The organism is Xanthomarina spongicola (genome assembly GCF_003148645.1).
Taxonomy (GTDB): domain Bacteria; phylum Bacteroidota; class Bacteroidia; order Flavobacteriales; family Flavobacteriaceae; genus Xanthomarina; species Xanthomarina spongicola.
The window spans coordinates 73518-99862 of the sequence record NZ_QGGP01000003.1; the positions used below are offsets into that span (position 1 = coordinate 73518).

Genomic DNA, 26345 nt, shown 5'->3' on the forward strand with positions numbered 1-26345 from the left:
AACTTTTTTATTAATAGAATATTAGAAAATATATTGATAAAGCAAATGTAACAAAATGCTACATTTTAAGATAGAAATCTTTCGTCAAATTTATATAGCTTGTTGTGTATTGATGTCGAGAAGTTTCAATAATAAGTTCTTCTTGTATAGGGTTGCTTTTTTTGAATGAAAACTCAATAAGACTTCTTTTAATTTCTGAAGTTGGAGAGCCTTTAACCTGCAAGATTCTATTAGGAAATAAGTTGACCTTTGAAGCTAAAGCTATAAATGTTTCTTCTTCCTTGAATGGAATAATAACAGAAAACAAACCGTTCTCAGATAATAATTTTGAAGCACTTTCAATTAAATGGTTAAACGGCATGGCATCTGCAAAACGTGCCAAATCACGTTGATTGTTATCGGTTTTGTAATCTTCAGAATAGAATGGAGGGTTTGAAATAATTAAGTCGTATTTGTCTTCTATTTCTTCAACAAATTCTTCAAGAGAAGCATGATAGCAAAAAAGTCTGTCGCTCCAAGATGAGTTTTCAAAATTTTCAACACATTGTTCGTAAGCATTTTCATCAATTTCTAAAGCGTCAATAACTTCTGCATGACTTCTTTGAGCCAACATTAAAGATAAAACGCCTGTGCCAGAACCAATATCTAAAATTGAAAACGGTTGATGTTTAATAGAGGTCCAAGCACCAAGAAGTACAGCATCTGTACCAATTTTCATGGCACAACGGTCTTGTTTAATTGAGAATTCTTTGAATTTGAAAGGTTTTTTAGACACAATTATTCTTCTAAGTACAAATCTATAAGTCCATCAGGAGTTTCAACAAATACTGTTTTGTTTACTCTATCGATTTTATTTATAAACTCGTCGTTCATAGGAATTAAAATTTCAATACCATCTCTATCTATTTCAAAAAGCGCTTGAGCTGTAGAGTCGTTAATAGACACTATGGTTCCAACAGTTCCATAGTTGATGTCTTCTACTTTAAACCCAATAACTTCATGGAAATAGAACTTGTTTCCTTCCAGTTTAGGTAAAAATTCTAAAGGCAGATACACATCACATTTAATCAAAGCGTCAGCATCTGGTTCGTTATCAACATCCTCAAAACGCACACGTAATAAATCTGATTTATGTAATTGAGACGATTCTATAAAAAATGGCACTAAATTATTTCGTAAATCAATAAACATAGCGTCTAAATTCTCGTATAAACCAGGTTCGTCTGTATCTAGTTTTATAAGAAGTTCTCCTTTAAAACTATACTTAGATACGATTTTTCCTAAATAAAAACATTCTTCTTTTTTCATGGTGATTCTTTCTGTTCGAGCGCAGTTGAGAACTTTTAAATGTCAGGTTAATTGCATCTCGATTGCGCTCGATGTGACATTTGTAGATATAAAAAACCCAGACTTATTAAGTCTGGGTTCAAAAGTATAAAAAATAACTCTTTTTATTCTTCTTCGTTAGAAGCTTCTGTATCTACTGCAGGAGCATCTTCAGTTGCTGCTTCTTCAGCTACAACTTCTTCTGTTGTTTCTTCAACAACTTCTTCTTCAACAGGAGCATTAGCTGCAATACGAGCTTCGTTAGCTGCTTTTTCAGCTTCTAAAGCTTTAGCTCTAGCCTCTGCTTCAGCTTTAGCTAAACCATCTGTTTTTGCACCAACTTTACTAGCTTTTTCTTCTAACCAAGCAGTGAATTTTGCTTCAGCTTGTTCTTCAGTTAAAGCACCTTTTCTTACACCACCAGCAAGGTGATTTTTAAGCATTGCGCCTTTGTAAGATAAAATTGCTTTAGCAGTATCAGTTGGTTGTGCACCATTCTGTAACCATTTTACAGCACTATCTACATCTAATTCAATAGTTGCTGGATTTGTGTTTGGATTGTAAGCACCTATTTTTTCTAAGTATTTACCATCTCTTTTCGATCTTGCATCTGCTGCAATAATCCAGTAATAAGGTTTTCCTTTTTTACCGTGTCTTTGTAATCTAATTTTAACTGACATAAAAATTAATTAGTGAGGTTCGCGACCTCGATTATTAATAAGTGTGCAAAGATACGATTATTTTTTAAATTTCAACTTTTTAATTAAAAACTAAATCTTTGTTTTTTTTATCATATTTTTGAATTCTTAATTATTAACATCCAAATTGATTATGAAAAAATTCTTGGTACTTATATTGACCATTTTAACAGTTGTTAGTTGTGGCGATGAAATAGAGTTTAACTCTCCTGCTATGCAAGGTAAAAAGGATGGAAACTTCTGGAAGGCAATATCTTATTCTGCAGATATAGACAATGGTGGTTTCTTAATAGAAGGTGAAGATAATAATGGCACTGTTCAATTAATTACAAATAATGATGTAAGAGGAACTTTCGATTTAGGTGAAGGAAGTCGAAGTGAAGCTATATATGTAGATGATGAAGGGGTTGTTTATTCTACAGCTTTTGATCCTGACCCGAGTCTTACCTTATATCCTGCAGATGGACAAATAACGGTAGATAATGTAGAAGATGGGGATCCAAAATTAATTACAGGAACCTTCTGGTTTAATGCCTATTCTGCAGATGGGTTAAAAGTAGTAAATTTTAGTAAAGGTATATATTATAAGGTGTCCTTAGTAGGAGGTTTAGTTTCAAGTGGAAGTGGATGTTTAGAAGCGACTCAGGCGTCAAACACTGCTGGTCAAAACTTCGCAGCCACAGACCCTTCTATGCCTGAATATACAGATCTTTGTAATGCCTATAAAAATGCTCTAATGGGAAGAATTAATGCTTGTGGAGATGCTTCTGGTAGCTTACAAGCAATTATAGATTCTTTAGGAGATTGCATGCCTTAAACATTTTTAATAAATAAACAAAAAACGCAACTTAAAAGAGTTGCGTTTTTTGTTTATAAATGTTTATAACTTCACTTCCAAAAAGCAATAATTATCTGTAATTTTAAAAACTTTTCTTATAAAGAAAATCAGCCATATTTTTAGGGTTTTAATCATACATACTCGTAAAGAACAATCAACTTAACGACTAAACAGCAAACAATTAAAGAACAGATGTATTTAATTTTCGATACTGAAACCACTGGATTACCAAAACGTTGGGATGCACCAATTACAGATACTGATAATTGGCCAAGATGTATTCAAATTGCCTGGCAATTGCATGACGATATGGGAAACTGTATCGATCATCAAGATTATTTAATCCAGCCAGAAGGATTTAATATTCCTTACGATGCAGAAAAAATTCATGGTATTTCTACCGAATTAGCGCATGAGCAAGGAGCTCCTTTAGCAGAAGTATTAGAGAAATTTAATGAAGCCTTAAGTAAAACAAAATTTGTAGTTGGACAAAATGTCAAATTCGACCTCAATATTATGGGAGCTGAATTTGTTAGGGAAGATATAGCTAACCAATTGCAAGAGCTACCAGTTTTAGATACCTGTACAGAACATACAGCTACACTTTGCCAGCTTCCAGGTGGACGTTATGGAAAATTCAAACTTCCTACTTTAACCGAGTTACACCAATTTCTATTTAACAAACCTTTTGCTGAAGCTCATAATGCCACAGCCGATGTGGAAGCAACCACACGTTGCTTTCTGGAATTAATTCGTCGTCAAGAATACACCAAAGAAGAGTTAGACGTTCAGCCAGATTACTTTAAGAATTTTTCTGAAGCCAATCCTAAAGAAATTCAGTTAATTGGTTTAAAGCACATAAATCTGAAAAAGGAAAGTGCTAAGATTAATCAACGCTTACAACAAGCTCAAACCAGTGACGTTTCAGAAGCTGAATTAAAAGAAAATATCTCAGAATTAGCTGAAGTTGAGTTTGTTCATCTTCATAATCATTCTCAATTTTCAGTTTTACAATCAACTATTAGTATTCCAGACTTAGTTGCATCAACAGCAGAACAAAACATGTCAGCCGTTGCATTGACAGATCATGCGAATATGATGGGAGCTTTTCATTTTGTAAAAGTAGTAACCAATCATAATAAAGGAATTCAGGCTAAAAATAAGGAAGCTGAAGCAAGAGGAGAAACTCCATTGTTAAAAGAAATAAAACCCATTTTAGGTTGTGAATTTTTTGTTTGTGAAGATCATTTAGACAAATCTAGAAAAGATAATGGCTATCAAATTGTATTACTTGCCAAAACAAAAAAAGGCTATCATAATCTAGCAAAACTATCATCTCATGCATATACAGACGGGTTTTATTATGTGCCAAGAATAGATAAAAAACTCATCCAACAATACAAAGAAGACCTAATAGTACTAACAGGTAATCTATATGGTGAAGTACCAAGCAAAATATTAAATATTGGTGAAAACCAAGCAGAAGAAGCTTTACTTTGGTGGAAACAGGAATTTGGCACAGATTTGTATATCGAGTTAATGCGTCACAATCAAGAAGATGAGAACCGAGTAAATCCAGTACTTATAGAGTTCTCTAAAAAACATCAGATTAAACTTGTAGCAACTAATAACACCTATTACTGCAAACAAGATGATGCCAATGCACATGATATTTTATTATGTGTAAAAGAAGGAGAGAAACAAGCGACACCTATAGGTAGAGGTCGTGGTTATCGTTACGGAATGCCAAATAAAGAATATTATTTTAAGTCTTCTGAAGAGATGAAAAATCTTTTTAAAGAGATTCCTGAAGCCATTTCAAACATTCAAGAAGTTGTTGATAAAATTGAAAACTATCAACTAGCAAGAGAAGTTTTACTGCCTAAATTCGATATACCTTCAGAATTTAAAAATGAAGATGATTATTTAAGACATTTAACTTATGAAGGTGCTAAAAATCGTTATGAAGACTTAACAGACGAAATAAAGGAACGTATAGATTTCGAGTTAGATGTTATTAAAAACACAGGTTATCCAGGTTACTTTTTAATTGTTGAAGATTTTATTCGTGAAGCCAGAAAAATGGATGTTTCGGTTGGTCCAGGTCGTGGTTCGGCAGCTGGATCTGTTGTTGCCTATTGCTTAAAAATAACGAATATAGATCCACTTAAATATAATTTGCTTTTTGAGCGTTTTTTAAATCCAGATCGTATTAGCATGCCAGATATCGATATCGATTTCGATGATGAAGGTAGAAGTCGAGTTATGGATTATGTTATTGAAAAATATGGAAGTAATCAGGTAGCGCAGATTATTACCTATGGTACAATGGCTGCAAAATCTTCCATTCGTGATACAGCTAGAGTGCTCGATTTACCACTTTTTGACGCAGATAGAATTGCAAAGTTAATTCCTACCATGTCTAAGCTTCATAAAATATTTGGAGCAGACGAGAAGGCATTAAAGAATATGTTTAGAACTGAGGATTTAGAAAAAGTGAATCAGCTTTTAAATATTTCAGATGGTGAAGATCTGGAAGCAGAAACAGTAAACCTTGCAAGAATGCTTGAAGGTTCTGTTAGAAATACTGGAATTCATGCTTGTGGTGTTATTATTACACCAGACGATATTACCAAGTTCGTCCCAGTTGCAACTGCCAAAGATTCCGATTTATACGTTACCCAATTTGATAACTCAGTTGTGGAAGATGCAGGCTTGTTAAAGATGGATTTCTTGGGTTTGAAAACCTTGACTTTAATAAAAGACACGGTAAAAATTGTAAAAGCCAAACACAACATCGATCTCGATCCAGATACTTTCCCTTTAGATGATGAAAAAACCTATGAGCTTTTTCAAAAGGGAGAAACAGTTGGTGTTTTTCAATATGAATCTCCAGGTATGCAAAAGCATCTTAAAGAACTAAAACCAACAGTTTTTGAAGATTTAATTGCAATGAATGCCTTGTATCGTCCAGGTCCAATGGAATACATTCCAAGTTTTACGAGACGTAAACATGGCGATGAAGAGATTGATTACGACCTTCCTGCTATGGAAGAATATCTTAAAGAGACCTACGGAATTACTGTTTACCAAGAGCAAGTAATGCTTTTATCTCAAAAATTAGCAGGCTTTACCAAAGGTGAGGCAGATGTTCTTAGAAAAGCCATGGGTAAAAAACAGATTGCGGTTCTAGATAAAATGAAACCTCAATTTATTGAGCAAGCAGGAGAGAAAGGACATGATAAAGAGAAGCTTGAAAAAATCTGGAAAGATTGGGAAGCCTTTGCAAGTTATGCATTTAACAAATCGCATTCAACTTGTTATGCTTGGATTGCTTATCAAACAGCCTATTTAAAAGCACATTATCCTGCTGAATATATGGCAGCTGTATTATCCAATAACATGAATGATATCAAGCAAGTTACTTTCTTTATGGAGGAATGTAAACGCATGAAATTAAATGTGCTTGGTCCAGATATTAACGAATCTTACTATAAATTTTCTGTAAATCAAGATAATGCAGTTCGTTTTGGAATGGGAGCCATAAAAGGTGTTGGACATGGAGCTGTAAAAACAATTGTTAAGAATAGAAAAGAAGATGGACATTATAAATCAATTTTCGATTTTGCAAAACGTATTGATTTAAGAGCTGCAAATAAAAAGGCTTTTGAGAATTTAGCTTTGGCTGGAGGTTTTGATTGTTTTGATGATACACATAGAGCGCAATATTTTCATGATGATGGAGATGGCATCACCTTTTTGGAAAAGGCAATTAAATATGGAGCCAAACATCAGGAAAACGAAAATTCGGCTCAGGTAAGTTTGTTTGGTGAAGCTAGTAATGTACAGATTGCAGAACCATTAGTGCCTCCATGCGAGGAATGGGGAACTATGGAAAAATTAGCACGAGAAAAAGAAGTAGTAGGTATTTATATTTCTGGTCATCCTCTAGACGATTTTAAAATAGAAATGAAAACCTTTTGCAATGCCAGTTTGGCATTATTAAGAGATTTGGAGACTTTTATTAATAGAGAATTGACCTTTGGAGGTGTAGTAACAGATGTGCAACATCGTGTAAGTAAGCAAGGTAAAGGTTGGGCATTATTTACAGTAGAAGACTATACAGATAGTTTCGAATTTAGAATTTTTGGGGAAGAATATTTAAAATTTAGACATTTCTTATTAAAGAATTCTTTTATCTATGTAAAATTATTTGTTCGAGAAGGTTGGCTAAATAGAGACACTGGAAAAAAGAGTGATCCAAGAATTCAATTTAATAATTTCCAATTATTGCATGATGTCATGGATACTTATGCTAAGAAATTATCAATTCAATTAAATATATCTGATTTAGAAGATACTCGTATTTCAAAGCTTAAAGAATTGTTTACCATGCATGCTGGGAGCCATATGCTTAATTTTGTTATTTACGATAACGAAGAGCAGATTAAAATTAACATGCCAAGCAGAAAACAAAAAGTAAAAATATCTCAAGAGCTGTTGGATGAATTAGAATTGAATGATGTTTTTTATAAATTGAATTAATATTTTGTTGTAACTTTTTTTATTATCATATACAGATAAGTAAGATATATTATTATGAAAGCATCAAAATATGTATTGTTAGTTATTGGGCTTTTAGCAATAGCGGCTATAGTGTATAACTTATTTCAAGGCGAAGCATTTATAAATCAAATCATAACTTTAGTTTGTGGAGCTAGTTTAATTTATGGGTATTTTGAACTAGATAGATCTGAAAATAAGTAGATATAACCGGACTCAATAACTTTATAAGAAAAACAAATTGTCAGCTTGTAAGCTTTGGCAAAATTTTTGACTAATATTGCATAATAAACAGAAGTAGAACATATTAAATTATAGATTATGGCATTAGAAATAACAGATGCAACGTTTGAAGAAACAGTATTAAAAAGTGATAAACCAGTAATGGTAGATTTTTGGGCAGCTTGGTGTGGACCATGTAGAATGGTAGGGCCAATCATAGATGAAATAAGTAAAGAATACGATGGGAAAGCTGTTGTAGGAAAAGTAGATGTAGATGCTAATCAAGAATTTGCTGCAAAATATGGTGTACGTAATATACCAACCGTTTTAGTATTCCAAAACGGAGAAGTTGTTGGTAGACAAGTTGGTGTAGCACAGAAAAGTGCTTATACTGAAGCTATCGATTCGCTTTTGTAAAATACTTTCTAAAAGAAAAGATAAAAGGTTTGCTTTAACGGCAAACCTTTTTTAGTTTAGAACATTAATTTATTTATAGAAATATTGAATTCTTCTCTTTGGGAAGATGTCGCTTGCGACAGTTGGGATAATGGATTTACTACAAGAACTTAATAAAGCTGGAGGATTTAAGAACTTAGACTTACTTGCTAAGCAAGTAGTAGAAGGGTTTATTGCTGGCATGCATAAAAGTCCGTTTCATGGGTTTTCAGCAGAATTTGCAGAACATAAAATCTATAATCAAGGAGAAAGTACTAAACATATAGATTGGAAGCTATATGCTAAAACAGATAGACTCTATACGAAAAGATACGATGAAGAAACCAATCTAAGGTGTCATTTAATTATTGACAATAGTAGCTCTATGCACTATCCAGAATTAAAGTCTTATTCAATAGATAGTCTAAATAAAATAGCCTTTTCTGCCTTAGCATCAGCTTCATTAATGCATATTTTAAAAAAGCAGAGAGATGCTGTTGGGTTAAGTGTTTATAGCGATTCTTACGATTTTTATTCACCTGAGAAAGGAAGTGAAAGACATCATCAAATGCTTTTACATCAATTAAATAATCTTGTACTTTCGAAACCAGAAAATAAGCAAACAAAAACCTATACGTATTTACATCAAATTGCAGAAAAAATAAAAAGACGCTCTTTAATATTTTTCTTTACAGATATGTTACAAACGTCTGTTGATCAAGATAAATTATTTGATGCATTAAGGCATTTAAAACATAACAAACACGAAGTTATTCTATTTCATGTATTCGATAAAGAAAAAGAATTGTTGTTTGATTTTGATAACACGCCAAAACGTTATGTAGATGTTGAAACTGGTGAGCATATAAATTTGTATGCAGAAAACATAAAAGACACTTATAAAATAGCTGTTAGTGATTATTTTGAAATCATTAAACTGAAATGTGCTCAATACAGGATAAAATATGTAGAAGCAGATATAACAAAAAAATTTGATAATATCTTGACAACCTATATGATAGAGAGACAAAAGTTTGGTTAAAGGAAAAAAACGAAAAAAACCTCAAAAAATATTTGTGAAGTTAAAATTGCAATGTATATTTGCCCTCGCAATAAAGCAACGGTCTGGTAGTTCAGTTGGTTAGAATGTCGCCCTGTCACGGCGAAGGTCGCGGGTTCGAGTCCCGTCCAGACCGCTAAAATTGCTAAAGCTCCAAGAAGTTGGAGCTTTTTTTAGCAATAAAATTTAGTTGTGTTGTTTTGACAGATGTAGTAGTCTGTCAATAGGTTTAAGTAGTTAAACCAATGGAAAGCTTTCCTTTTTTCTGTATAGAAGATTGGGATGCTTTTTTGTTTTAGGGCTATTTCTAAGTAGTCAATTTATCAAGTTTCTACACCTTAAAAGGTGTCCAATTCGGTGTCAATTCACTTCTCTAAAATGCGCACCTTTTAAAAAATCAATTAGCAACTTAAAAACATAAAATTATGAATAACAGTGTAATACACGTGTTGTTTTGACAGATGTAGTAGTCTGTCAATAGGTTTAAGTAGTTAAACCAATGGAAGCTTTCCTTTTTTCTCTTTAGAAGATTGGGATGCCTGCCTGTCGGCAGACAGGCTTTTTTGTTTTAGGGGATTGTAACTGTATTTAATTCTGTGTAAACACATCTTTTTCAATAGATAACAAAATGTTAATTTAATTTCAAATAACTTTATTCTTTATAAAAATTTATCAAAAAACGCATTTCATCGAACATAAATTACATTTCATCGATTAAATGTTAATTCAGACACAAGATTGATTTATATTAGCAGTCCTTCTTAAGTCCCTAAATCGAGAAATCAGCTTAAAAGGTTAATTATTCCATTCTAGACATTTTTTGTCTATTCCCTCATGTTGTTAAAATATGTTAGTAATTTATTTATGCGCATATTTTAAAATTTAATTATCCATTTATTCCCTCAATTAAAGTTTTGCAAAAAGCAAGGCTTGTTAAACATTAATTATTTGTATAACTATAAATTGAGCACCTATGAAATCCCTAACAATTACACTATTAGTAGCATTATTTTGTGTAACCGTATCTGGAGTTAACCTTAAAGATACTGAACCAACAAAAATTAGTAAAGAAAACAGCATTTCAACTGTCGATAACTTTGAATATGATTTTGGAGTTAATAGACATGTAAGAAAAGGAGGATCTTCAGTTCCTTCAAACGGATAATTTAAAAAAGTATTTTAAGATAAACACACCTTTTCAAAATTAAAAGGTGTGTTTATCTTTACTTTATGTTGATTATTATTTAATCAATATATTCAATACATTAGACTCATGTCATAAAATATTTTAAATTTGAATGACTTTGAAATAAAAATGTATTGTATCAAAAAATAATATTCATACTCACATTATTTTTTTTCTTACCATTAAATGCCCAAAACACGGCTTTTAATAGGCAATTAGATAGTATATACTATTACAGAGATTTAGCAGAAAAATCTTTAAATACTAAAGATAGAATTCAATATGCCAAATATGCTATAAAATTATCTGAAGCAACCAAACAAGATTCTACTATTTTAAAAAGTAAACGTTTACTTTCAACACTCTACTTAAGAGAAAGAGATGTCAATTCTTTATTTGACTTAAATCATGAAAATTTAAAACTTGCAAACAAGTTGCAAGATTCTATTGCTATTGCTAACATAACGAATGTTTTAGGCTGGTATCATGGGCAAAAAGCTCAAATTGATAGCTCTTATTACTACTATTATAAAGCTTCTAAAGCATTTAAAAAGATTCATGATGTTGAAAATGAGGCTTTCACATTGTATAATATGTCAAATATTCAATTTGATCAACGGGATTATATTGGTTGTGAACAAAATGCCGTAGCTTCTATTAGATTATATCAAAGCCTTCCTGAAACTGAAGAAACATTAGATTACTTATGGGCATTACACAATTTAATTGCTATTGCGTCTGATGAATTGGAATTATTTGATAAAGCTATTGAATATCATGCAAAGGCATTAACTTTTAGTGATAAGATAAGCAATAATTTTATTTACACATTATATTCTAATAGCAACATTGCTTTAATTTATAAAGAATTAAAACAGTATGATAAAGCTTTAAAAATCTATGAAGACTTATTTCAAAACAAAGAGATTCTCCTTGAAGAACCAAATAATTACACTCTCATATTAGGTGACTATGCGTATATTAAACATCTCACAAAAAATTTTAAGGAAGATGATATTGCAAACATGCTCTCGGAAGCATATAAAATTAGTGATAGTATAAGAGATGCTTATAGTATTATGTCTGTAAGTTTAAATGCTTCTGAATTTTATAAGGACATAGAAAATAAGGACTCTGCGCTGTTCTTTGCAAATAGAGCTTATAATCTTAGTAAAGAAACCAAAACTAACGATGTGATTTTAAAATCACTGATGCTTAAATCTAAAATAGAAGATGAGGCAAAGGCAAAAACCTATTTAACAGAATATATACATTTAAGCGATAGCCTTCAAAATAAAGAACGAGCCATAAGAAACAAATTTGCCAGAATAGAATTTGAAACAGATCAAATTGTTGAGAGAAGTAAACAAATAGCTAAAGAAAGATTATGGTTGTTAATTTTATCCATTGGATTAATTTTTACATTATTATTACTTTATATTATAATAACTCAAAGGTCAAAGAACAAGGAATTAAAATTTAATCAGCAACAACAGGAAACCAACGAAGAAATTTATAACTTAATGCTTTCTCAACAGGATAAAATTGATGAAGCTAGAGTTATTGAAAAAAAGAGAATTTCTGAAGAATTACATGATGGCATTTTAGGTCGTTTGTTTGGAATTAGATTGAGTTTGGATAGCTTGAACATGAGTTCAAAACCAGAAGCTATAGAAAATCGAGAAAAATATTTAGGAGATCTTAAAGAGATTGAACAAGACATAAGAAAAGTGTCTCATGAACTTAACACAGATTTTGTTTCTGGGTCTAATTATATTAGCATTATTAAATCACTTTTAGAAACACAAACTAAAGCTTATAAGCTTAGTTACACTTTAAGAAACGATGATAATATTGATTGGGATAGCATATCTAACAAAACCAAAATTCATTATTATAGAATAATCCAAGAAACACTTCAAAATATATACAAGCATGCCAATGCTACAGAAGTTCATATTAGTTTTAAACAAAAAAATAATGTAATTTGCTTATCTATTTCAGACAATGGTTCTGGTTTCGATGTCAACAAAGTTAGAAAAGGCATTGGGTTAAAAAACATCAACTCAAGAGTAAAAGAAATTAATGGAGAACTAGAAATTAAATCAACTATCAATTCTGGAACAGAACTAATTATTAAAGCCCCAATTTAAAAATTAAACCTAATGCAAGAAACCATTCGCATATTAATGACAGACGATCATCCGATGATTATTGAAGGATATCAAAATACATTAATAGCTACTAAAAAAGAATCTCAAGATTTAAAAATTGATATAGCAAATAGTTGCGATGAGTCTATTAAGTATATGAATAAAGCCATATCGTTAGAAAATCCATACGATATTCTATTTATGGACATCAGCTTGCCTCCATCCACAGATGGAAAATTTACATCAGGCGAAGACCTAGCTCTTTATGCTAGAAAAATTATGCCAAAAGCAAAAATTGTTATTCTTACCATGTTTAATGAATCGTATAGAATACATAACATTGTAAAAACAATAAATCCTGAAGGCTTTTTAATTAAAAGCGATTTAACTTCCAGAGAATTGGCAAGTGCATTTCAGGCAGTAATTAATAACCCACCATTTTATAGTGGAACAGTTAATAGTATTATTAGAAAAACTATTTCTAACGATATTGTTATAGATGAAGTAAATAGAAAAATTCTTCATTTATTATCTCAAGGAATCAAAACAAAGAGTCTAACAGATCATATAGATTTATCTATGAGTGCTATTGAAAAAAGAAAAAGGCACTTAAAAGAACTATTTATGGTAAATGATAGTAATGATGAAACACTATTAAATGAAGCTAGAAAAAAAGGATTTGTATAATATTTTTAAACAAAAAGTGTTAAAATCTTAATTTTTTACACTTTTAAAACCTTCCAAATACATTGTATTTGTTTAGTATTACGGTTTTACCGTAATTATTTTGTGGATAAACCGTAACAAAAAGTTAAAAGTTCCATTTATATTTGAAGTATCAACAACAATTAGTTAATCCCTCAAAAGATATTTCGTTGATAATAGCATTTACACTAACCTCGTGATTTTTATTTCTTAATAAAAGTCATGAGGTTTCTTCTTTTTAGAATGTAAAGATGGTGCTTTTATATTCCCAAGCTTTCATAATAAAAAAACCAAAATAAATTATTGCTACAATAAACTTTATAAAAGTACCTGTTAGAAATCCAAGAAAAGAACCAAAAGCAGCTTTTACTGCTGTCTTTGAATCTGTTTTATTTAATAATTCTCCAACAATAGCACCAACAAAAGGCCAAATTATAATGCCAAAAATTCCAAGAATTGGAAAGAAAATAGCAACCAATAATCCAAGAGTTGTACCAATAACACCATATTTACTACCACCAAATTTTTTAGTGCCAAGTGCAGGAATAATGTAGTCTAGTGTAAAAACCATTAGAGCTATGGCTAACGTAATCCCTAAAAATAACCAATTGTTTGGAACTGCATTAGTTAAATAGAGCAGAAGTAAACCAATCCAACTTAAAGGAGGTCCAGGTAAAACAGGTAAAAAGCTACCTAAAATACCAACGAGCATAAATAAAAAACCAATAAAAGTTAATAAGATATCCATATATTTTTATTTATAAGACGAAGATATAAAATGATTGTTACAAAAGTTTTTAACTAAATAATTAGTTCAAACTAAATATTTAGTTATATTTGTATTCAACTAAGTTTTTAGTTTTAATAAAATAGTCATTCTGAACTTGTTTTAGATTCTAATGAGAGAATAACAAATAGATAACTGTTTAAAAGTATAATTAATAAGATTCCCAATCGAGTTGGGAAATAAATATGAAACAACTCACCAAAGCCGAAGAAGAAATCATGCAAGTGTTATGGCAGCTTGAAAAAGGTAACGTAAAACAAATTATAGATGTATTACCTGAACCTAAACCAGCTTATAATACAGTATCTACTATTGTAAGAATTCTAGAAAGTAAGGGCTTTGTAGATTACGAAAAACTTGGGAAAGGACATATCTATTTCCCAGTTATGAAAAAGCAAGATTATAGCAACCAAAGTATAAATTCTTTGGTAGACAACTACTTTCAAGGCTCGTTTAAAAGCATGGTTTCTTTCTTTGTTAAGAAAAACGACATCAGCTTAAAAGAACTAGAATCCGTTTTAAAAGATATTAATAAAGAAGACTAATTATGGCACAATATATCATTCAGGCAATTGCATTTCAACTATTTTTTTTAATAGTTTACGATGTGTTTTTAAAAAAAGAAACCTTCTTTAATTGGAATAGAGCCTATCTTTTAATAACAGCAATTTTATCATTTGTTTTGCCATTTATTAAGATTGAGATGTTTAAAAACATCGTTCCACAGCAATATATTATAACGCTTCCTGAGGTTGTTATTGGGAAACAAAACCCAATAGTTTTAGACGAAGTTTTCATTGAAGGCGCTAATCAAGCATCCAGCTTTTCGTGGTCTTGGATGTATCTATTTTATTTTGGTTCTGCTATCGCTTTTTCAATTTTTGCTTACAAACTGATTAATATTATCCGACTGATTTACAGTAATCCAAAACAAGAAGAACAAAATTTACAGATTGTGAATTTAGAAAACAGTCGTGATGCCTTTTCATTCTTCAATTACATTTTTATAGGGAAGCAATTAGAAAGTGAAGAACGAGAAACTATTATAAAACATGAGTTAGTGCATGTAAAGCAAAAACACACGTTCGATATGTTGTTTTTCGAAATTCTTCGGGTTTTTTTTTGGTTCAATCCACTTATTTATATGTATCAAAACCGGATTTCTGTAGTACACGAATTTATTGCAGATGCCGAAGCTGTAAAGCACAATAAAACACAATATTATCAAAACCTGTTATCGCAAGTGTTTCATGCCAAGCAGGTATCATTCATCAATCCATTTTTTAAAGAATCATTAATCAAAAAACGAATCGTTATGTTACAAAAATCAAAATCAAAACAAGTACAATTATTAAGGTATGCCTTATTAATTCCCATGGTAATTGGAATGTTAATTTATTCATCGTGTTCAGATGAAAATCAAAAACGAGAAGATCTAATGGAAGAAAATTCAATAAAAGAACTTTCAATATTAGAACAGATTGAAGCAATTAAAAAGGAAATTGAAATACAAGGAGAAGTTACACAAGAAGGAGAAAAAGGCTTGTTTTTATTATTAGGAAGAACAACTTTTAATATAAACCAAGATTTCCTCGATAAAGTAGATGAATATAATGAAGCAGAAAATAAGAATGAAATTCATAAAAAAATAACATACTTGTTTAAGTCACTTCCAACAGAAGGAAGTATAACAGATGAAGAGATTTTCGCAATAAAAAAACTAATAACAATAACACAAGGATCTTCATTAAATTCATCAGAGTATGAAGGAAAATCCGAAGTACCGTTTTCAGTAATTAGTCAAGTCCCTGTTTTTCCAGGTTGCAACTCACAGGCAGATGAAGCTGGAAAAAAAGTTTGTTTTAATGAGGGAATAAGTAATTTTGTTGCTAAAAACTTCAATGCAGATTTAGCTAAAACATTAGATTTAAAAGGGTCTATTAAAATATCTGTTTTCTTTAAAATAGATAACCAAGGTAATATTATTGAAGCCAAAGCAAGAGCTCCAAAACCAGAACTGGAAGTAGAAGCTGTTCGCGTTGTCAATATGCTACCAAAAATGACACCAGGAATGCATGGAGGAAAGGCAGTAAACGTACCTTATTACTTGCCTATTAAATTTGAAATTAAAGAATAAGTGTTATAAAACATAAAAAAACCGAAGACTTAACTTCGGTTTTTTTTATGTTTAAATTGTTTCATTTATGTAGGATTATCAAAAAAATTGTACTTTTCCATTTCAAATCTGTGTATGAAACATTTGTACCTTTTATTTGGTTTATTGTTGTTGGTTTCTTGCAATTATTTTGATGTCAAGAAAACAACATCAGACGCCATTTTAAATGAAGAATTAAAAACATTTAATTGGAGTGAAGTAGACGAATATCCTTCTTTTGCATCTTGTAATGACGAAGTCTCCAAAGAGGAAAAAAAACGTTGTTTTCAAAATTCCTTAACAGCCATTATTGCCAATAAAATTCAAAGAGACACCATAGTAGTTTCACAAGATGTTAAGGATACCATTTATATTAAATTTCAAATTTCCGAAACTGGAACCTTGTCCTTGTTGGAAGCCAAAGTAGATTCTGTAACTCAAAAAGAAATTCCAAATATCGATCAACTTATTGCAAGTAGTTTAGATTCGTTGCCAGAAATTTATCCAGCCATTAAACGAGGACAACAAGTAAAAACAGCTTTTACTTTACCTGTAATTATTCAAGTAAATTAAAGTTGTTACACGAAGCTTGAAGAAGTGTCTTGTTTAGTGCAGAATAAATTGATTAAAACCTAATGGCCATTTTCTTCATCAACCTTAATATTTCAACATACAACCATATAAGAGTAACTAAAAGTCCCCAAGTTGCCAACCATTCTCTATCTTTAGGAGCTCTATTTTTATGTTTTTCAATATAATCGAAATCCAAAAGTAAAGCTAATGATGCGAAAATAGCAGCTAGTACATTAATAACAATAGCTACCCAAGATGTTCCCCAAATAAAGGTTTTTATGCCAAAAAAACTTAAAATCCATGAAATTAAATAAACTAAAAAGATACTAGCACATGCTGTAATAATTACACTTCTAAGTTTTTTTGTAACTACAATTATTCGAGTCTGATAAAGCATTAACATGACAAAAAAAGTAATGATTGTAACTCCAATAGCTTGAAAAGGAAGATTAGGAAATTTAGCATGTGCATAACTACTTATGCCACCAAGAAAAAACCCTTTAGCTATTGCATAGAGTGGTACTAGATATTTTGCCCATTCTTTTCTAACTGAAATGACAATACTAATTACAATAGCAGAAACCATACCTCCTGTTACAAACCACTTTATATTTGTTCCTTTAGAATATAATTGCCAGACATAAACTGTTATAGAGGCAATAATTAAAATTGAAAAAAGTGATTTTAAAATAATTCCACGAACACTCATTTTTTTAGAAGAAATCTTATCGTTCTCCCAGAAATAATCGTTAAATGCAGGGTTAGAAGTTTTGTCTAAGCGCATCAATTATAAATTAAACTTAAAACCAAGAGCAAAATCAATTGGGAAATTCCCTTGATTTTCAATAAATAAGGCAAATAGGTTATTATATGCAAGTGTTAAGTAACCGTTTTTAGTAATTTTTATATCACTTCCTAAACCAAAAATAAAAGGCGCTTCTAAATTAGAACCAGATTGATCTTCGGTAATATAAGAACCAGGATTTGTTGAATCTTCATAGGTTGTGGTTTGATTGTAAAAAGTATAAGTAACAAAAGTTAAATTGCCATAAATACTAAAGTTGCTTTTATTAATAAAACGAAATCTGTAACCTAAACCTAATTCTGTAGATGCATATTTAAAATCATCAGCTTCTAATGCTGTTCTTAAATTAAAATATCCAGCATGACGTTTAAAACGAGAATCACCATAAATTTCGAATTCTGCTCCAAAAAACGGGACAGATGTATTATTTGGATTATTAACAAAAGGTTGGTTTGTAACACCACCAAAAACACCTAAACGTGATTTTAACTTGGCTCGTGGTTCATAGCTATAATTTAAATCGCTTGTAGAATTATACATATTGATATAATCTTTTAAGCTTGCTAGTGTTAAATTAACTTTTTCAGCAGAAAGGCCATAATCTTTAGTTAATTGATTTAAAGTAGTTTTATATTGCTCTTGATATTTTTTAGTGTCTGGGTTTTTAGTATTCACTAATTCTTGAATCGAACCATTTTCTGTTCTAACAAAATATCTGTATTGTCCATCTATAATATTCCAAAGTAAATCTAAATTACCATCCACTTCTGTTTTAAGTTGAAGGGTTTCACCATCTACAGTATAAGTTTCTTGAGCTTTTAGAGACATAAAACTCAATAATAAACACAAAATAAAGACTAGCTTTTTCATTAGATTTAGGATTTCAATTCTTGTAAATCTAACAAAAATAATTGATTTATACACTATTTTCTATGCCTTCTATCTTTCCATTTATAGCTTGAAAAAACAGATATAATAGCAATATAAACACAAAAAAACGGATATATTAAAGCACAAAATAGATAGCTTTTTAGAAGCTGTTTTTGATTAAAAAAAGTTGCTGTTTTTGCTAGTAGAATGAAGTCAATTAACAATTTTACAAGAAAAATAAATAATAAAAAGTTGAAATTTAAATAGCCAATAGCAGTTAATAATAATGAAGAGATAATGGTAGCATTCATAAGTAAAACTAGTAAACCAGTTAGCTTCCCAAAACTATTTTTATAATGTGTTGTTTTAGAAGCCCAACGTACTCGTTGCGATTTTAAACTCTTAAAATTAGGTTGAGGTTTGGTTAGTACAATTGCTTGCTTTGCTTTTATAAAACGAACTTTATAAGGGTGTTTTTCTATGGCTTTTTGCAATAAAAACACATCGTCTCCACTTGCAATTTCCTTGTTGCCTTCAAAACCATTTAGTATTTTGAAGAAATCTTTTTTGTATGCTAAATTTGCGCCATTGCATAGAAAGGGCATTTTTATTCCAAACCCTCCAATTGTCGCTCCAACTAAACTTAAGAAATCAAGAGTTTGAAATCTATCTAAAAAAGTTTGCATATTGTAATATGTAACTGGAGCAGCAATCATGCTGCAATGGGTTTTATTTATAAAGTTGCTAAAACAATTAAGCCAAAATTCGGGTGCTAAACAATCTGCATCTGTGCTTACTATCCATTCGTTTTTGGCAAGTTCAATTGCCATTGTAATGGCATCTTTTTTGGGAGAATTAGAGATTCTTTGATTCTGAATAATTTGGAAATTAATGTTAGTGCCTTCAAGGTGTTTTCGTATTATTTTAACTGAAGTGTCTTCAGAAGCATCATTAACAAAAATAATTTCAAAGTTTGAAGTTGGATATTTAAGTTTTAAAATGGATTTTAATAATTCGGAAAGATTTTCAGCTTCATTACGAAAAGGAATAATTACAGAAAACGTGGATTTATTTTTACTATCTTCAAAATAAAAATCTTCAACTCTTTCGAACCCATAGATGAAACTTCCTATTAAAAGCACATATAAAAACGTGATGCAAACAATAATTGTCATCATGACTTAACACTTTTTGGAAGTTTAAACTTTAAAACAAATACACTCCCAAGAATGCTTGGAAACACAAAATTGAGTAGCCACATACAAGTAACAATACTTAAAGTAGTTAATTCGTTAACACCAACAATGGAAAATAAATAAACTGCCACACTTCCTTTAATTATAACATCGAAAATAAAAATTGAAGGAATAATAGATGCTAATAAATACATAGACGTAATTACAATCATAGCGTTTATATATGAAACTTCTACACCAAATAAGTGAAGTAAAAAATAAAATTGAAATGAAAAAATAAAATAACGAAGCACACTAAAAATCATGCAAAACAAATAATGTTTAAAAGGGATGTTTTTGAAAAAAAGTAATACTTTTTCAATGGAGACACCCTTAATAGTTACTTCCTTTTTCTTTAACCCAAAAAAGGTTATACTTGAAATAAGTATTAAAATAGCTAAAAATCTAGCAGAACTATGATAGCTAATATCTACTGGATATTTCGTAATAAAAAAGTATAAACCAAAAACACCAAATAGAATAGTAACTAACATTTGCATTACATTACCAAGAAAATTTAACAAGACAATTTTCTTTCTAAATTCTGACGTATAAAAAATAGCTTTTGCGCCATATTCTCCAATACGGTTTGGAGTGAATAGAGATACAGTTAAAGAGCCTAAACTTTGTTGAAGCGCATTTTTAAATGAAATCTTTGTAAAAATTGATACTAAATCTCGCCATTTTAAAATTTCTAAAAACCAGTTAAAAATGCTAAAAAGCATTAAAAAAAGCACATTTTTTACTGAAACAGAATCAGTTTTAATCAAAAAAGTGCTAAAAACTTCAAAATCTAATTGGTTGTTTGTAGTTAGTTTATTATAAATAAAATAAAATGCACCAACAACGATGCTTAATTTAAGAAGCACAAAAAAGAATTGTTTAGTTTTGTATGGTAAGGCTCTATACATTTATAGAATAACTATTTTATTTGCCGCAAATTAAACAATATAGTTTTATGAACACATTTTTTATAAATTTCAAACAAACATTCGTTTTTATAAGTGTTATTTTTATTTCACTTTCAGGTTTTAGTCAAGCAGAAACAAGTAAATGGAAAGCACAGTTTGCTATTGGTGTAAATCATCCTTTTTCAGAAGGATTTGTTGATGGATATTATGCAAAAGGCATAAATTTTCCTACCATAAATTTAGGGCTTCAACACATGTTTAAAAGGCAATTTGGAGCCAAATTAGATTTTGGATACAATAGGTTTTCAAATGAAGTTAACTCATTAGAATTTAAAGTGAATTATTCTAGAATCAATGCACAATTTGTTTACGACCCAACTCCAGTTATGACATTTTTACCAGTAGGTTTTGGAATTGTTGCACATGCTGGACCAGGATTTAGTATTATTAAGCCTTTAGGAATATATACAGAGAACAAAACATCTTTTTTAAACGTGATGGCTGGTATTGAATTGCATTATAGTATTACACAACTATTAACCGTTTATTTAGACACCTCTTATATTTATGGATTTAGTAGCGATTTCGATCCTGTTTTTGATGGCTATGGATCTTTTAACGGAAATTTATTAACTGCAACTATTGGTGTGTCGTACTCTTTAAGTGGTTGTTATTATTGTGATTAATGAGCAAAGAAAAAATTATATTAGGTATAGATCCAGGAACGACCATTATGGGATTTGGTCTTATAAAAGTGGTTGGAAAAACCATGAAGTTTATGCAGTTAAATGAATTGGATTTAAAAAAGTACGACGACCATTATTTAAAGTTAAAACTCATTTTTGAACGAACCATAGAGCTAATTGAAACACATCATCCAGACGAAATTGCTATTGAAGCTCCTTTTTTTGGAAAAAATGTTCAAAGCATGCTTAAATTAGGTAGAGCTCAAGGTGTAGCAATGGCAGCAGGCCTAAGTAGAGAAATTCCTATTACTGAATATTCGCCAAAAAAAATAAAAATGGCTATTACTGGAAACGGAAATGCTAGTAAAGAGCAAGTGGCTAAAATGCTTCAAAGTTTGTTGGGAATAAAAAAGCTTCCAAAGAACCTAGATTCCATGGATGGTTTAGGTGCAGCAGTATGTCATTTTTATAATGAAGGTAGAATTGAAATTGGTAAAAGCTATTCTGGTTGGAGTGCTTTTGTAAAGCAGAATGAAGATCGCGTAAAGAAATAGTATCATGGAAAATAAATCAATTTGTAAAAACTGTAACTCAGAAATTTCTGGTAGTTATTGTTCTAGCTGTGGTCAACGAACAACAATTCATAAAGTAACATTTAAAGAGACTTTTCAAGATTTTATGGATGTTGTATTTTCGATAAATTCACCTCTATTTCTAACACTAAAATTATTAGTAATAAACCCTGGGAAATTATTTAATGAATATTTAAACGGTAAACGAAAAACTTACTATAGACCAGTTCCCTTTTTCATATTAACAACGATTGTATTTGTACTTATAAGAGTATTATTGGATTATGATCCAATGGAGAATATGGTAGTTGTAGGAAATGAGAGTATGGATCAAAGCTTGATTAATAATGCTGGAATATTTATGGCAAAAAATATAAATAATATTATTTTTACTTTTGTTTTTTCTTTTGCCATTTTCGTCAAATTGTTCTTTTATAAAAAGTACACATTTGCTGAATATCTTGCTGTTTCGTTTTACGTTATTGGGTTTTATATAATTATAACAACTATTTTAATGTTTGGTTTACAATATGCTGGGGCACAGTATAGAATGGTGCCATTTATAATCTTGTTTTTCTACATGATTTACGTTCTAACTTCTTTGTTTAAAAAGAATAAAGTATTAACGATTCTTAAAACTGTATTTGTGTTTTTATTCTCGATATTTTTTTACATGATATTTGGATATGGAATTTCATTTCTTATTGTCTGGTTGAAAACTTTGTAATGGCAGGAATTTACATTCACATACCATTTTGCAAGCAAGCTTGTTTTTATTGCGACTTTCACTTCACTACCTCATTAAAAAAGAAAGACGAATTAGTTGGCGCTTTAGTAAGTGAACTAGAACTGCGTAAAGACGAATTTAAAAATCAAACGGTTGAAACCATTTATTTTGGAGGAGGAACACCAAGTTTATTGACTAATCAAGAATTGCAGTCTCTAATAGATTCAGTTTATAAAAATTATCAAGTAGTTACAAATCCAGAAATTACTCTGGAAGCCAATCCAGACGACTTAACTAATAGGCGAATATTCGAACTTTCTAAAAGTCCTATTAATCGATTAAGTATTGGTATTCAATCTTTTTTTGAAGACGATTTAAAATCTATGAATCGCGCACATTCTTCTAAAGAAGCAAATAATTGTTTGTCTGAGGCAACTAGCCACTTCAATAATATTACCATCGATTTAATTTACGGCATTCCAAATATGAGCTTGGAAAAATGGAACGAAAATTTACAAATAGCATTCGGTTTTGGAGTGAATCATATTTCTAGCTATGCTTTAACAGTCGAACCGAAAACAGCTTTGGATACCTTTATTAAAAAAGGACAATATCCACCAATGGATGATGCGTTGGCGCAGCTTCATTTTAATCATTTAATTTCAGAAACAGCAAAACAAGGCTTTGTGCATTATGAGATTTCGAATTTTGGAAAACCAAATTACTTTTCGAAACACAATACAAGTTATTGGCAAGGAAAACCCTATATTGGAATTGGACCTTCGGCTCATTCATTTCATGGAAATACGCGAAGTTGGAATGTGTCTAACAATACCAAATACATTAAAAGCATAAATGAAAACAGTTTGCCAAATACTAAAGAAATTCTAACCATTCAAGAACAATATAACGAATATGTGATGACAGGATTAAGAACTATTTGGGGAGTTTCTTTAGAAAAAGTGCAACAAGATTTCGGAGAAGTATACAAAGCGTACCTTATTGAACAATCTCAAAAACATATTAATCAGCAATTATTGTATATTAATCAAGACAAATTACTAATCACAAAAGAAGGTAAATTTTTAAGCGATGGAATTGCTTCAGATTTGTTTAAGTTGAATTAAAATGAATAATGAATCTTGTAAAAATTGTAGCGTACAATTAGTAGGTAAGTTTTGCCATAATTGTGGAGAAAAAGTAGTTGAGAAAACGGATTTTTCGTTAAAAACTTTACTTCATCAGTTCGTGGATGGTGTGTTTAATATAGATTCTAAGGTCTATAAAACTTTTATACATTTATTATTTAAACCAGGAATATTAACAATAAGATATATAGAAGGAATCCGGAAACCTTTTATGAAACCTATTCAAGTGTTTTTAATTGCCAACGTATTGTTTTTTTTACTTTTAACTCAAGCAGATATTTTAAGAATTCCAGCAAAGTATTATTTTAATAGTGGGAAGAATTTAAACATTGAAAAAAAAATGGTAGCAACAGGTTCTACTGAAACAGAACTTGTTCAATCTTATGATAGAGTCTCAACAAATATTTCAAAATCTGCTGTTGTTTTAATTGTACCAGTTTTAGCAATAGCTTTTTGGGTCTTGTTTTATCAAACAAGATTTTTATTTGGTATGCATTTAATTTTTGCCATGCATTACTTGTCATTCTTTTTTTTAAGCTGTCTCTTGGCTATTTCAGTTCATAAATTTGGGAATCGAGCTGTTCAGGCTTTTATTATACTTACTAATTTTATATATTTATTTTTTGCCATTAAAGAGGTTTATAAAAGCAGATATATTATAGCGTTTCTTAAAACAATAGCTATACTTCTAATTTTTGTAGTAATAACTGGTTTATACCGAGAATTCATAAGTTATTTATCATTTAAAATATTATAATTGTGATTGCAACCATTCAATATAATTCAAAAAAACTTCAAATAGATTTATCGAAACCTTTAGATATTTCTATACCATTAAGAGCATCGAAAAACAATGTAAATGCATGGTATTTAGAAGAGCCAAAAATCGAACCTGTAAAAGATGGCGAATGGACTGCAAGTGTGGCAGAAGGAGCAGATGTTAATTTTAATAATATTTGGTTTAATCCACATGCACATGGAACACATACAGAATGTGTTGGACATATAACTGAAAAATCGCATTCTATAAATCAGAATTTAAAACAATTTTTCTTCTTAGCAGAAGTCATAACTGTAGCACCAGAAAAAAAAGGAGAAGACTTTGTGATTTCTAAAAAGCAGATCCAGTTTGCATTAGGAAATAAAAAACGTGATGCAGTTGTAATTAGAACCATTCCAAACACAAAAGAAAAATTATCTAAACAATATTCTCATACAAATCCACCTTATTTATTATCTGAAGCAGCTATTTATTTGCGAGAAAAAGGAGTAAAGCATTTATTAATTGATTTGCCAAGTATTGATAAAGAACAAGACGATGGCGAATTATTGGCACATAATGCATTTTGGAATACTGCTGGCAGGACAAGGTTTGATGCTACAATAACAGAATTTATTTTTGTGCCAAATACAGTTATAGATGGAACACACTTTCTCAATTTACAAATTGCACCTTTTGAAAATGATGCTACACCTAGTAAGCCTGTTTTATACGAAATAATAGAGTAAAAGTTTTAAAAGAGATTATGAACATAGAACAATTCCGTAATTACTGTTTAAGCAAAAAGGCAACAACAGAGCATTTTCCTTTTGACAATGATGTGCTGGTGTTTAAAGTGTTGAACAAAATGTTTGCACTAGCATCATTAAAACAATGGGAAAGTGGCGATGGATATATTAACTTAAAATGCGATCCAGAATATGCCATTGAGTTAAGAGAAACTTATCAAAGTATAAAACCAGGCTACCATATGAACAAGCAATTATGGAATAGTGTTTATATTCATCGTGGCGAATTACAGACTAAATTTATCTTGGAACTTATTGATCATTCCTATGAAATGATTGTAAAAGGCATGACCAAAAAAATGCGAGAATCTCTTCAATAAAATAGTATGTTTGCAAAGTAGAATTTTATTCCAAAAACAAACAAACAATATTCCAATGAGCGTATTACAAACATTACAAGAAAGAAGCAATCATACATGCGAATTATGTGCATCTACAGAAGGTTTAATGCAATATACCTTGCCGCCATCGTTAAATGAAAATGTAGATAATAGTGTCTTGGTTTGCAAAACCTGTTTAGACCAAATTGAGGGCAATTCAGATATGGATGTAAACCATTGGAGATGTTTAAATGATTGCATGTGGAACGAACATGTAGCAGTACAAATTTTGTCTTGGAGAATGCTTCAAAGACTTCGTGGAGAAGGTTGGCCAAAAGATTTGTTGGACATGATGTATTTAGACGATGAAGCCATGGCTTTAGCTAGAGCTACTGGAGAACATGAAGACGAAGCCAGTAAAATAATACACAGAGATTTAAATGGCGTTATTTTAGAAAATGGCGATTCGGTTGTTTTAATAAAAGATTTAAAAGTAAAAGGATCAAGTATGATCGCTAAACAAGGAACAGCAGTAAGAAATATTCGTTTAGATCATGAAAATGCAGAGTATATAGAAGGTAAAGTCGATGGTCAGAATATTGTTATTATAACCAAATACGTAAAGAAAACATAACAAGTAATGCCTTTATTATCAAGTTGTTGTAGATTAAATGAATAAAAATCTTGTTAGTTTATCGAATAAATAGGCACGATTTTTTCGTTTGTCTAGTACTTATGTTTTTTGTCGATTTTATTATTCCCAATCCTCTTTTCATTATATATTTATATCATCAAACCTGA

27 protein-coding genes and 1 tRNA gene are annotated in these 26345 nt (G+C 30.4%); 20 read left to right on the forward strand and 8 right to left on the reverse strand.

Features of this window, described 5'->3' with window-relative positions; translation table 11 throughout:
- Positions 1 to 58: 58 nt before the first annotated feature.
- The 3 genes from LX78_RS07235 to LX78_RS07245 form a co-directional block, all read right to left on the reverse strand.
- On the reverse strand, positions 59 to 718 hold the full coding sequence (locus LX78_RS07235) for a tRNA1(Val) (adenine(37)-N6)-methyltransferase (RefSeq protein ID WP_109682284.1): 660 nt from the start codon (positions 716 to 718) through the stop codon (positions 59 to 61).
- Positions 719 to 777: 59 nt separating this feature from the next.
- Positions 778 to 1308 (reverse strand): ribosome maturation factor RimM, encoded by a 531-nt coding sequence (rimM, locus tag LX78_RS07240; RefSeq protein ID WP_109682003.1) that lies wholly within the window; start codon positions 1306 to 1308, stop codon positions 778 to 780.
- Between the two features lie 143 nt (positions 1309 to 1451).
- Positions 1452 to 2006 carry a 30S ribosomal protein S16 gene (locus tag LX78_RS07245; RefSeq protein ID WP_109682004.1) on the reverse strand — a complete coding sequence of 185 codons (555 nt, stop codon included), beginning with the start codon at positions 2004 to 2006 and terminating at the stop codon, positions 1452 to 1454.
- A 151-nt stretch (positions 2007 to 2157) separates the two neighbouring features.
- On the opposite strand from LX78_RS07245, the gene LX78_RS07250 reads away from it, so the two are divergent.
- The 9 genes from LX78_RS07250 to LX78_RS07285 all read left to right on the forward strand — a co-directional run bounded on the left by LX78_RS07250 (position 2158) and on the right by LX78_RS07285 (position 13168).
- On the forward strand, positions 2158 to 2841 hold the full coding sequence (locus tag LX78_RS07250) for a DUF6252 family protein (protein WP_109682005.1): 684 nt from the start codon (positions 2158 to 2160) through the stop codon (positions 2839 to 2841).
- A gap of 213 nt (positions 2842 to 3054) precedes the next feature.
- Positions 3055 to 7407 (forward strand): DNA polymerase III subunit alpha, encoded by a 4353-nt coding sequence (gene dnaE, locus LX78_RS07255; protein WP_109682006.1) that lies wholly within the window; start codon positions 3055 to 3057, stop codon positions 7405 to 7407.
- Positions 7408 to 7461: 54 nt separating this feature from the next.
- Positions 7462 to 7629 carry a hypothetical protein gene (locus LX78_RS14815; RefSeq protein ID WP_170109817.1) on the forward strand — a complete coding sequence of 56 codons (168 nt, stop codon included), beginning with the start codon at positions 7462 to 7464 and terminating at the stop codon, positions 7627 to 7629.
- Positions 7630 to 7746: 117 nt separating this feature from the next.
- On the forward strand, positions 7747 to 8064 hold the full coding sequence (gene trxA / locus LX78_RS07260) for a thioredoxin (RefSeq protein WP_109682007.1): 318 nt from the start codon (positions 7747 to 7749) through the stop codon (positions 8062 to 8064).
- A 130-nt stretch (positions 8065 to 8194) separates the two neighbouring features.
- The gene (locus tag LX78_RS07265; protein ID WP_109682008.1) at positions 8195 to 9124 is read left to right on the forward strand and encodes a DUF58 domain-containing protein; all 930 of its coding nucleotides are present in this window, start codon (positions 8195 to 8197) and stop codon (positions 9122 to 9124) included.
- Positions 9125 to 9204: 80 nt separating this feature from the next.
- Positions 9205 to 9278, forward strand: a tRNA-Asp gene (locus LX78_RS07270).
- Between the two features lie 837 nt (positions 9279 to 10115).
- Entirely contained in the window at positions 10116 to 10307 is a 192-nt protein-coding gene (locus LX78_RS07275) for a hypothetical protein (protein ID WP_109682009.1), read from the forward strand.
- 155 nt (positions 10308 to 10462) lie between these two features.
- Positions 10463 to 12481, forward strand: a complete 2019-nt coding sequence (locus tag LX78_RS07280; RefSeq protein WP_245881497.1) for a tetratricopeptide repeat-containing sensor histidine kinase — start codon at positions 10463 to 10465, stop codon at positions 12479 to 12481.
- A 12-nt stretch (positions 12482 to 12493) separates the two neighbouring features.
- Entirely contained in the window at positions 12494 to 13168 is a 675-nt protein-coding gene (locus LX78_RS07285; RefSeq protein ID WP_109682010.1) for a response regulator, read from the forward strand.
- Between the two features lie 256 nt (positions 13169 to 13424).
- Here the strand turns inward: LX78_RS07285 and LX78_RS07290 are convergent, their stop codons facing one another.
- Complete coding sequence (locus LX78_RS07290) at positions 13425 to 13934, reverse strand: DUF456 domain-containing protein (RefSeq protein WP_109682011.1); 510 nt, start codon at positions 13932 to 13934, stop codon at positions 13425 to 13427.
- 224 nt (positions 13935 to 14158) lie between these two features.
- Here LX78_RS07290 and LX78_RS07295 point away from each other — a divergent pair, with 224 nt between their 5' ends.
- From LX78_RS07295 to LX78_RS07305, 3 genes are all read left to right on the forward strand, one after another.
- Complete coding sequence (locus tag LX78_RS07295; RefSeq protein WP_109682012.1) at positions 14159 to 14518, forward strand: BlaI/MecI/CopY family transcriptional regulator; 360 nt, start codon at positions 14159 to 14161, stop codon at positions 14516 to 14518.
- Positions 14519 to 14520: 2 nt separating this feature from the next.
- Positions 14521 to 16110, forward strand: coding sequence for a M56 family metallopeptidase (locus LX78_RS07300; protein WP_109682013.1), 1590 nt, complete (start codon positions 14521 to 14523; stop codon positions 16108 to 16110).
- A gap of 114 nt (positions 16111 to 16224) precedes the next feature.
- Entirely contained in the window at positions 16225 to 16701 is a 477-nt protein-coding gene (locus LX78_RS07305) for a hypothetical protein (protein ID WP_109682014.1), read from the forward strand.
- A gap of 52 nt (positions 16702 to 16753) precedes the next feature.
- Here LX78_RS07305 and LX78_RS07310 read toward each other — a convergent pair whose 3' ends face one another.
- From LX78_RS07310 to LX78_RS07325, 4 genes are read right to left on the reverse strand one after another with little or no spacing between them, the layout of a single operon-like run.
- Positions 16754 to 17485 carry a Bax inhibitor-1/YccA family protein gene (locus LX78_RS07310; RefSeq protein WP_109682015.1) on the reverse strand — a complete coding sequence of 244 codons (732 nt, stop codon included), beginning with the start codon at positions 17483 to 17485 and terminating at the stop codon, positions 16754 to 16756.
- A gap of 3 nt (positions 17486 to 17488) precedes the next feature.
- Positions 17489 to 18376, reverse strand: a complete 888-nt coding sequence (locus LX78_RS07315) for a hypothetical protein (RefSeq protein WP_109682016.1) — start codon at positions 18374 to 18376, stop codon at positions 17489 to 17491.
- A gap of 53 nt (positions 18377 to 18429) precedes the next feature.
- Positions 18430 to 19554, reverse strand: a complete 1125-nt coding sequence (locus LX78_RS07320) for a glycosyltransferase family 2 protein (RefSeq protein WP_109682017.1) — start codon at positions 19552 to 19554, stop codon at positions 18430 to 18432.
- A complete protein-coding gene (locus LX78_RS07325; protein ID WP_170109818.1) occupies positions 19551 to 20522 on the reverse strand; it encodes a lysylphosphatidylglycerol synthase domain-containing protein in 972 nt (323 codons plus the stop codon). Before LX78_RS07325 ends, LX78_RS07320 begins: the two co-directional genes overlap by 4 nt.
- Before the next feature lie 47 nt (positions 20523 to 20569).
- Here LX78_RS07325 and LX78_RS07330 point away from each other — a divergent pair, with 47 nt between their 5' ends.
- Genes LX78_RS07330 through LX78_RS07365 form a run of 8 tightly spaced genes read left to right on the forward strand, consistent with a single transcriptional unit; the run spans position 20570 to position 26178 of the window.
- Entirely contained in the window at positions 20570 to 21208 is a 639-nt protein-coding gene (locus LX78_RS07330; protein WP_109682018.1) for a cell envelope biogenesis protein OmpA, read from the forward strand.
- Complete coding sequence (gene ruvC, locus LX78_RS07335; RefSeq protein WP_109682019.1) at positions 21208 to 21762, forward strand: crossover junction endodeoxyribonuclease RuvC; 555 nt, start codon at positions 21208 to 21210, stop codon at positions 21760 to 21762. Before LX78_RS07330 ends, ruvC begins: the two co-directional genes overlap by 1 nt.
- A gap of 4 nt (positions 21763 to 21766) precedes the next feature.
- Complete coding sequence (locus LX78_RS07340) at positions 21767 to 22507, forward strand: DUF3667 domain-containing protein (RefSeq protein ID WP_109682020.1); 741 nt, start codon at positions 21767 to 21769, stop codon at positions 22505 to 22507.
- A complete protein-coding gene (hemW, locus tag LX78_RS07345) occupies positions 22507 to 23634 on the forward strand; it encodes a radical SAM family heme chaperone HemW (RefSeq protein WP_109682021.1) in 1128 nt (375 codons plus the stop codon). The genes LX78_RS07340 and hemW overlap by 1 nt, the downstream gene beginning before the upstream one ends.
- Position 23635: 1 nt before the next feature.
- Positions 23636 to 24412 (forward strand): DUF3667 domain-containing protein, encoded by a 777-nt coding sequence (locus LX78_RS07350; RefSeq protein ID WP_109682022.1) that lies wholly within the window; start codon positions 23636 to 23638, stop codon positions 24410 to 24412.
- A gap of 2 nt (positions 24413 to 24414) precedes the next feature.
- Entirely contained in the window at positions 24415 to 25164 is a 750-nt protein-coding gene (locus tag LX78_RS07355; protein ID WP_109682023.1) for a cyclase family protein, read from the forward strand.
- Between the two features lie 17 nt (positions 25165 to 25181).
- Positions 25182 to 25544, forward strand: a complete 363-nt coding sequence (locus LX78_RS07360) for an MmcQ/YjbR family DNA-binding protein (RefSeq protein ID WP_109682024.1) — start codon at positions 25182 to 25184, stop codon at positions 25542 to 25544.
- Between the two features lie 55 nt (positions 25545 to 25599).
- Complete coding sequence (locus LX78_RS07365) at positions 25600 to 26178, forward strand: PhnA domain-containing protein (protein ID WP_109682025.1); 579 nt, start codon at positions 25600 to 25602, stop codon at positions 26176 to 26178.
- Positions 26179 to 26345: the final 167 nt, after the last annotated feature.

Bases quoted from the DNA above. Each gene is read 5' to 3' on its own strand.
- LX78_RS07290 (WP_109682011.1), bottom strand. From the start codon at position 13,934: ATGGATATCTTATTAACTTTTATTGGTTTTTTATTTATGCTCGTTGGT.
- LX78_RS07315 (WP_109682016.1), bottom strand. From the start codon at position 18,376: ATGAAAAAGCTAGTCTTTATTTTGTGTTTATTATTGAGTTTTATGTCT.
- LX78_RS07360 (WP_109682024.1), top strand. From the start codon at position 25,182: ATGAACATAGAACAATTCCGTAATTACTGTTTAAGCAAAAAGGCAACA.
- LX78_RS07250 (WP_109682005.1), top strand. From the start codon at position 2,158: ATGAAAAAATTCTTGGTACTTATATTGACCATTTTAACAGTTGTTAGT.
- LX78_RS07350 (WP_109682022.1), top strand. From the start codon at position 23,636: ATGAATAATGAATCTTGTAAAAATTGTAGCGTACAATTAGTAGGTAAG.
- LX78_RS07330 (WP_109682018.1), top strand. From the start codon at position 20,570: ATGAACACATTTTTTATAAATTTCAAACAAACATTCGTTTTTATAAGT.
- LX78_RS07340 (WP_109682020.1), top strand. From the start codon at position 21,767: ATGGAAAATAAATCAATTTGTAAAAACTGTAACTCAGAAATTTCTGGT.
- ruvC (WP_109682019.1), top strand. From the start codon at position 21,208: ATGAGCAAAGAAAAAATTATATTAGGTATAGATCCAGGAACGACCATT.
- LX78_RS14815 (WP_170109817.1), top strand. From the start codon at position 7,462: ATGAAAGCATCAAAATATGTATTGTTAGTTATTGGGCTTTTAGCAATA.
- LX78_RS07295 (WP_109682012.1), top strand. From the start codon at position 14,159: ATGAAACAACTCACCAAAGCCGAAGAAGAAATCATGCAAGTGTTATGG.
- LX78_RS07310 (WP_109682015.1), bottom strand. From the start codon at position 17,485: ATGCGCTTAGACAAAACTTCTAACCCTGCATTTAACGATTATTTCTGG.
- LX78_RS07300 (WP_109682013.1), top strand. From the start codon at position 14,521: ATGGCACAATATATCATTCAGGCAATTGCATTTCAACTATTTTTTTTA.
- LX78_RS07265 (WP_109682008.1), top strand. From the start codon at position 8,195: ATGGATTTACTACAAGAACTTAATAAAGCTGGAGGATTTAAGAACTTA.
- LX78_RS07235 (WP_109682284.1), bottom strand. From the start codon at position 718: ATGAAAATTGGTACAGATGCTGTACTTCTTGGTGCTTGGACCTCTATT.
- LX78_RS07245 (WP_109682004.1), bottom strand. From the start codon at position 2,006: ATGTCAGTTAAAATTAGATTACAAAGACACGGTAAAAAAGGAAAACCT.
- LX78_RS07305 (WP_109682014.1), top strand. From the start codon at position 16,225: ATGAAACATTTGTACCTTTTATTTGGTTTATTGTTGTTGGTTTCTTGC.
- LX78_RS07325 (WP_170109818.1), bottom strand. From the start codon at position 20,522: ATGTATAGAGCCTTACCATACAAAACTAAACAATTCTTTTTTGTGCTT.
- rimM (WP_109682003.1), bottom strand. From the start codon at position 1,308: ATGAAAAAAGAAGAATGTTTTTATTTAGGAAAAATCGTATCTAAGTAT.
- hemW (WP_109682021.1), top strand. From the start codon at position 22,507: ATGGCAGGAATTTACATTCACATACCATTTTGCAAGCAAGCTTGTTTT.
- LX78_RS07365 (WP_109682025.1), top strand. From the start codon at position 25,600: ATGAGCGTATTACAAACATTACAAGAAAGAAGCAATCATACATGCGAA.
- LX78_RS07320 (WP_109682017.1), bottom strand. From the start codon at position 19,554: ATGATGACAATTATTGTTTGCATCACGTTTTTATATGTGCTTTTAATA.
- trxA (WP_109682007.1), top strand. From the start codon at position 7,747: ATGGCATTAGAAATAACAGATGCAACGTTTGAAGAAACAGTATTAAAA.
- LX78_RS07275 (WP_109682009.1), top strand. From the start codon at position 10,116: ATGAAATCCCTAACAATTACACTATTAGTAGCATTATTTTGTGTAACC.
- dnaE (WP_109682006.1), top strand. From the start codon at position 3,055: ATGTATTTAATTTTCGATACTGAAACCACTGGATTACCAAAACGTTGG.
- LX78_RS07285 (WP_109682010.1), top strand. From the start codon at position 12,494: ATGCAAGAAACCATTCGCATATTAATGACAGACGATCATCCGATGATT.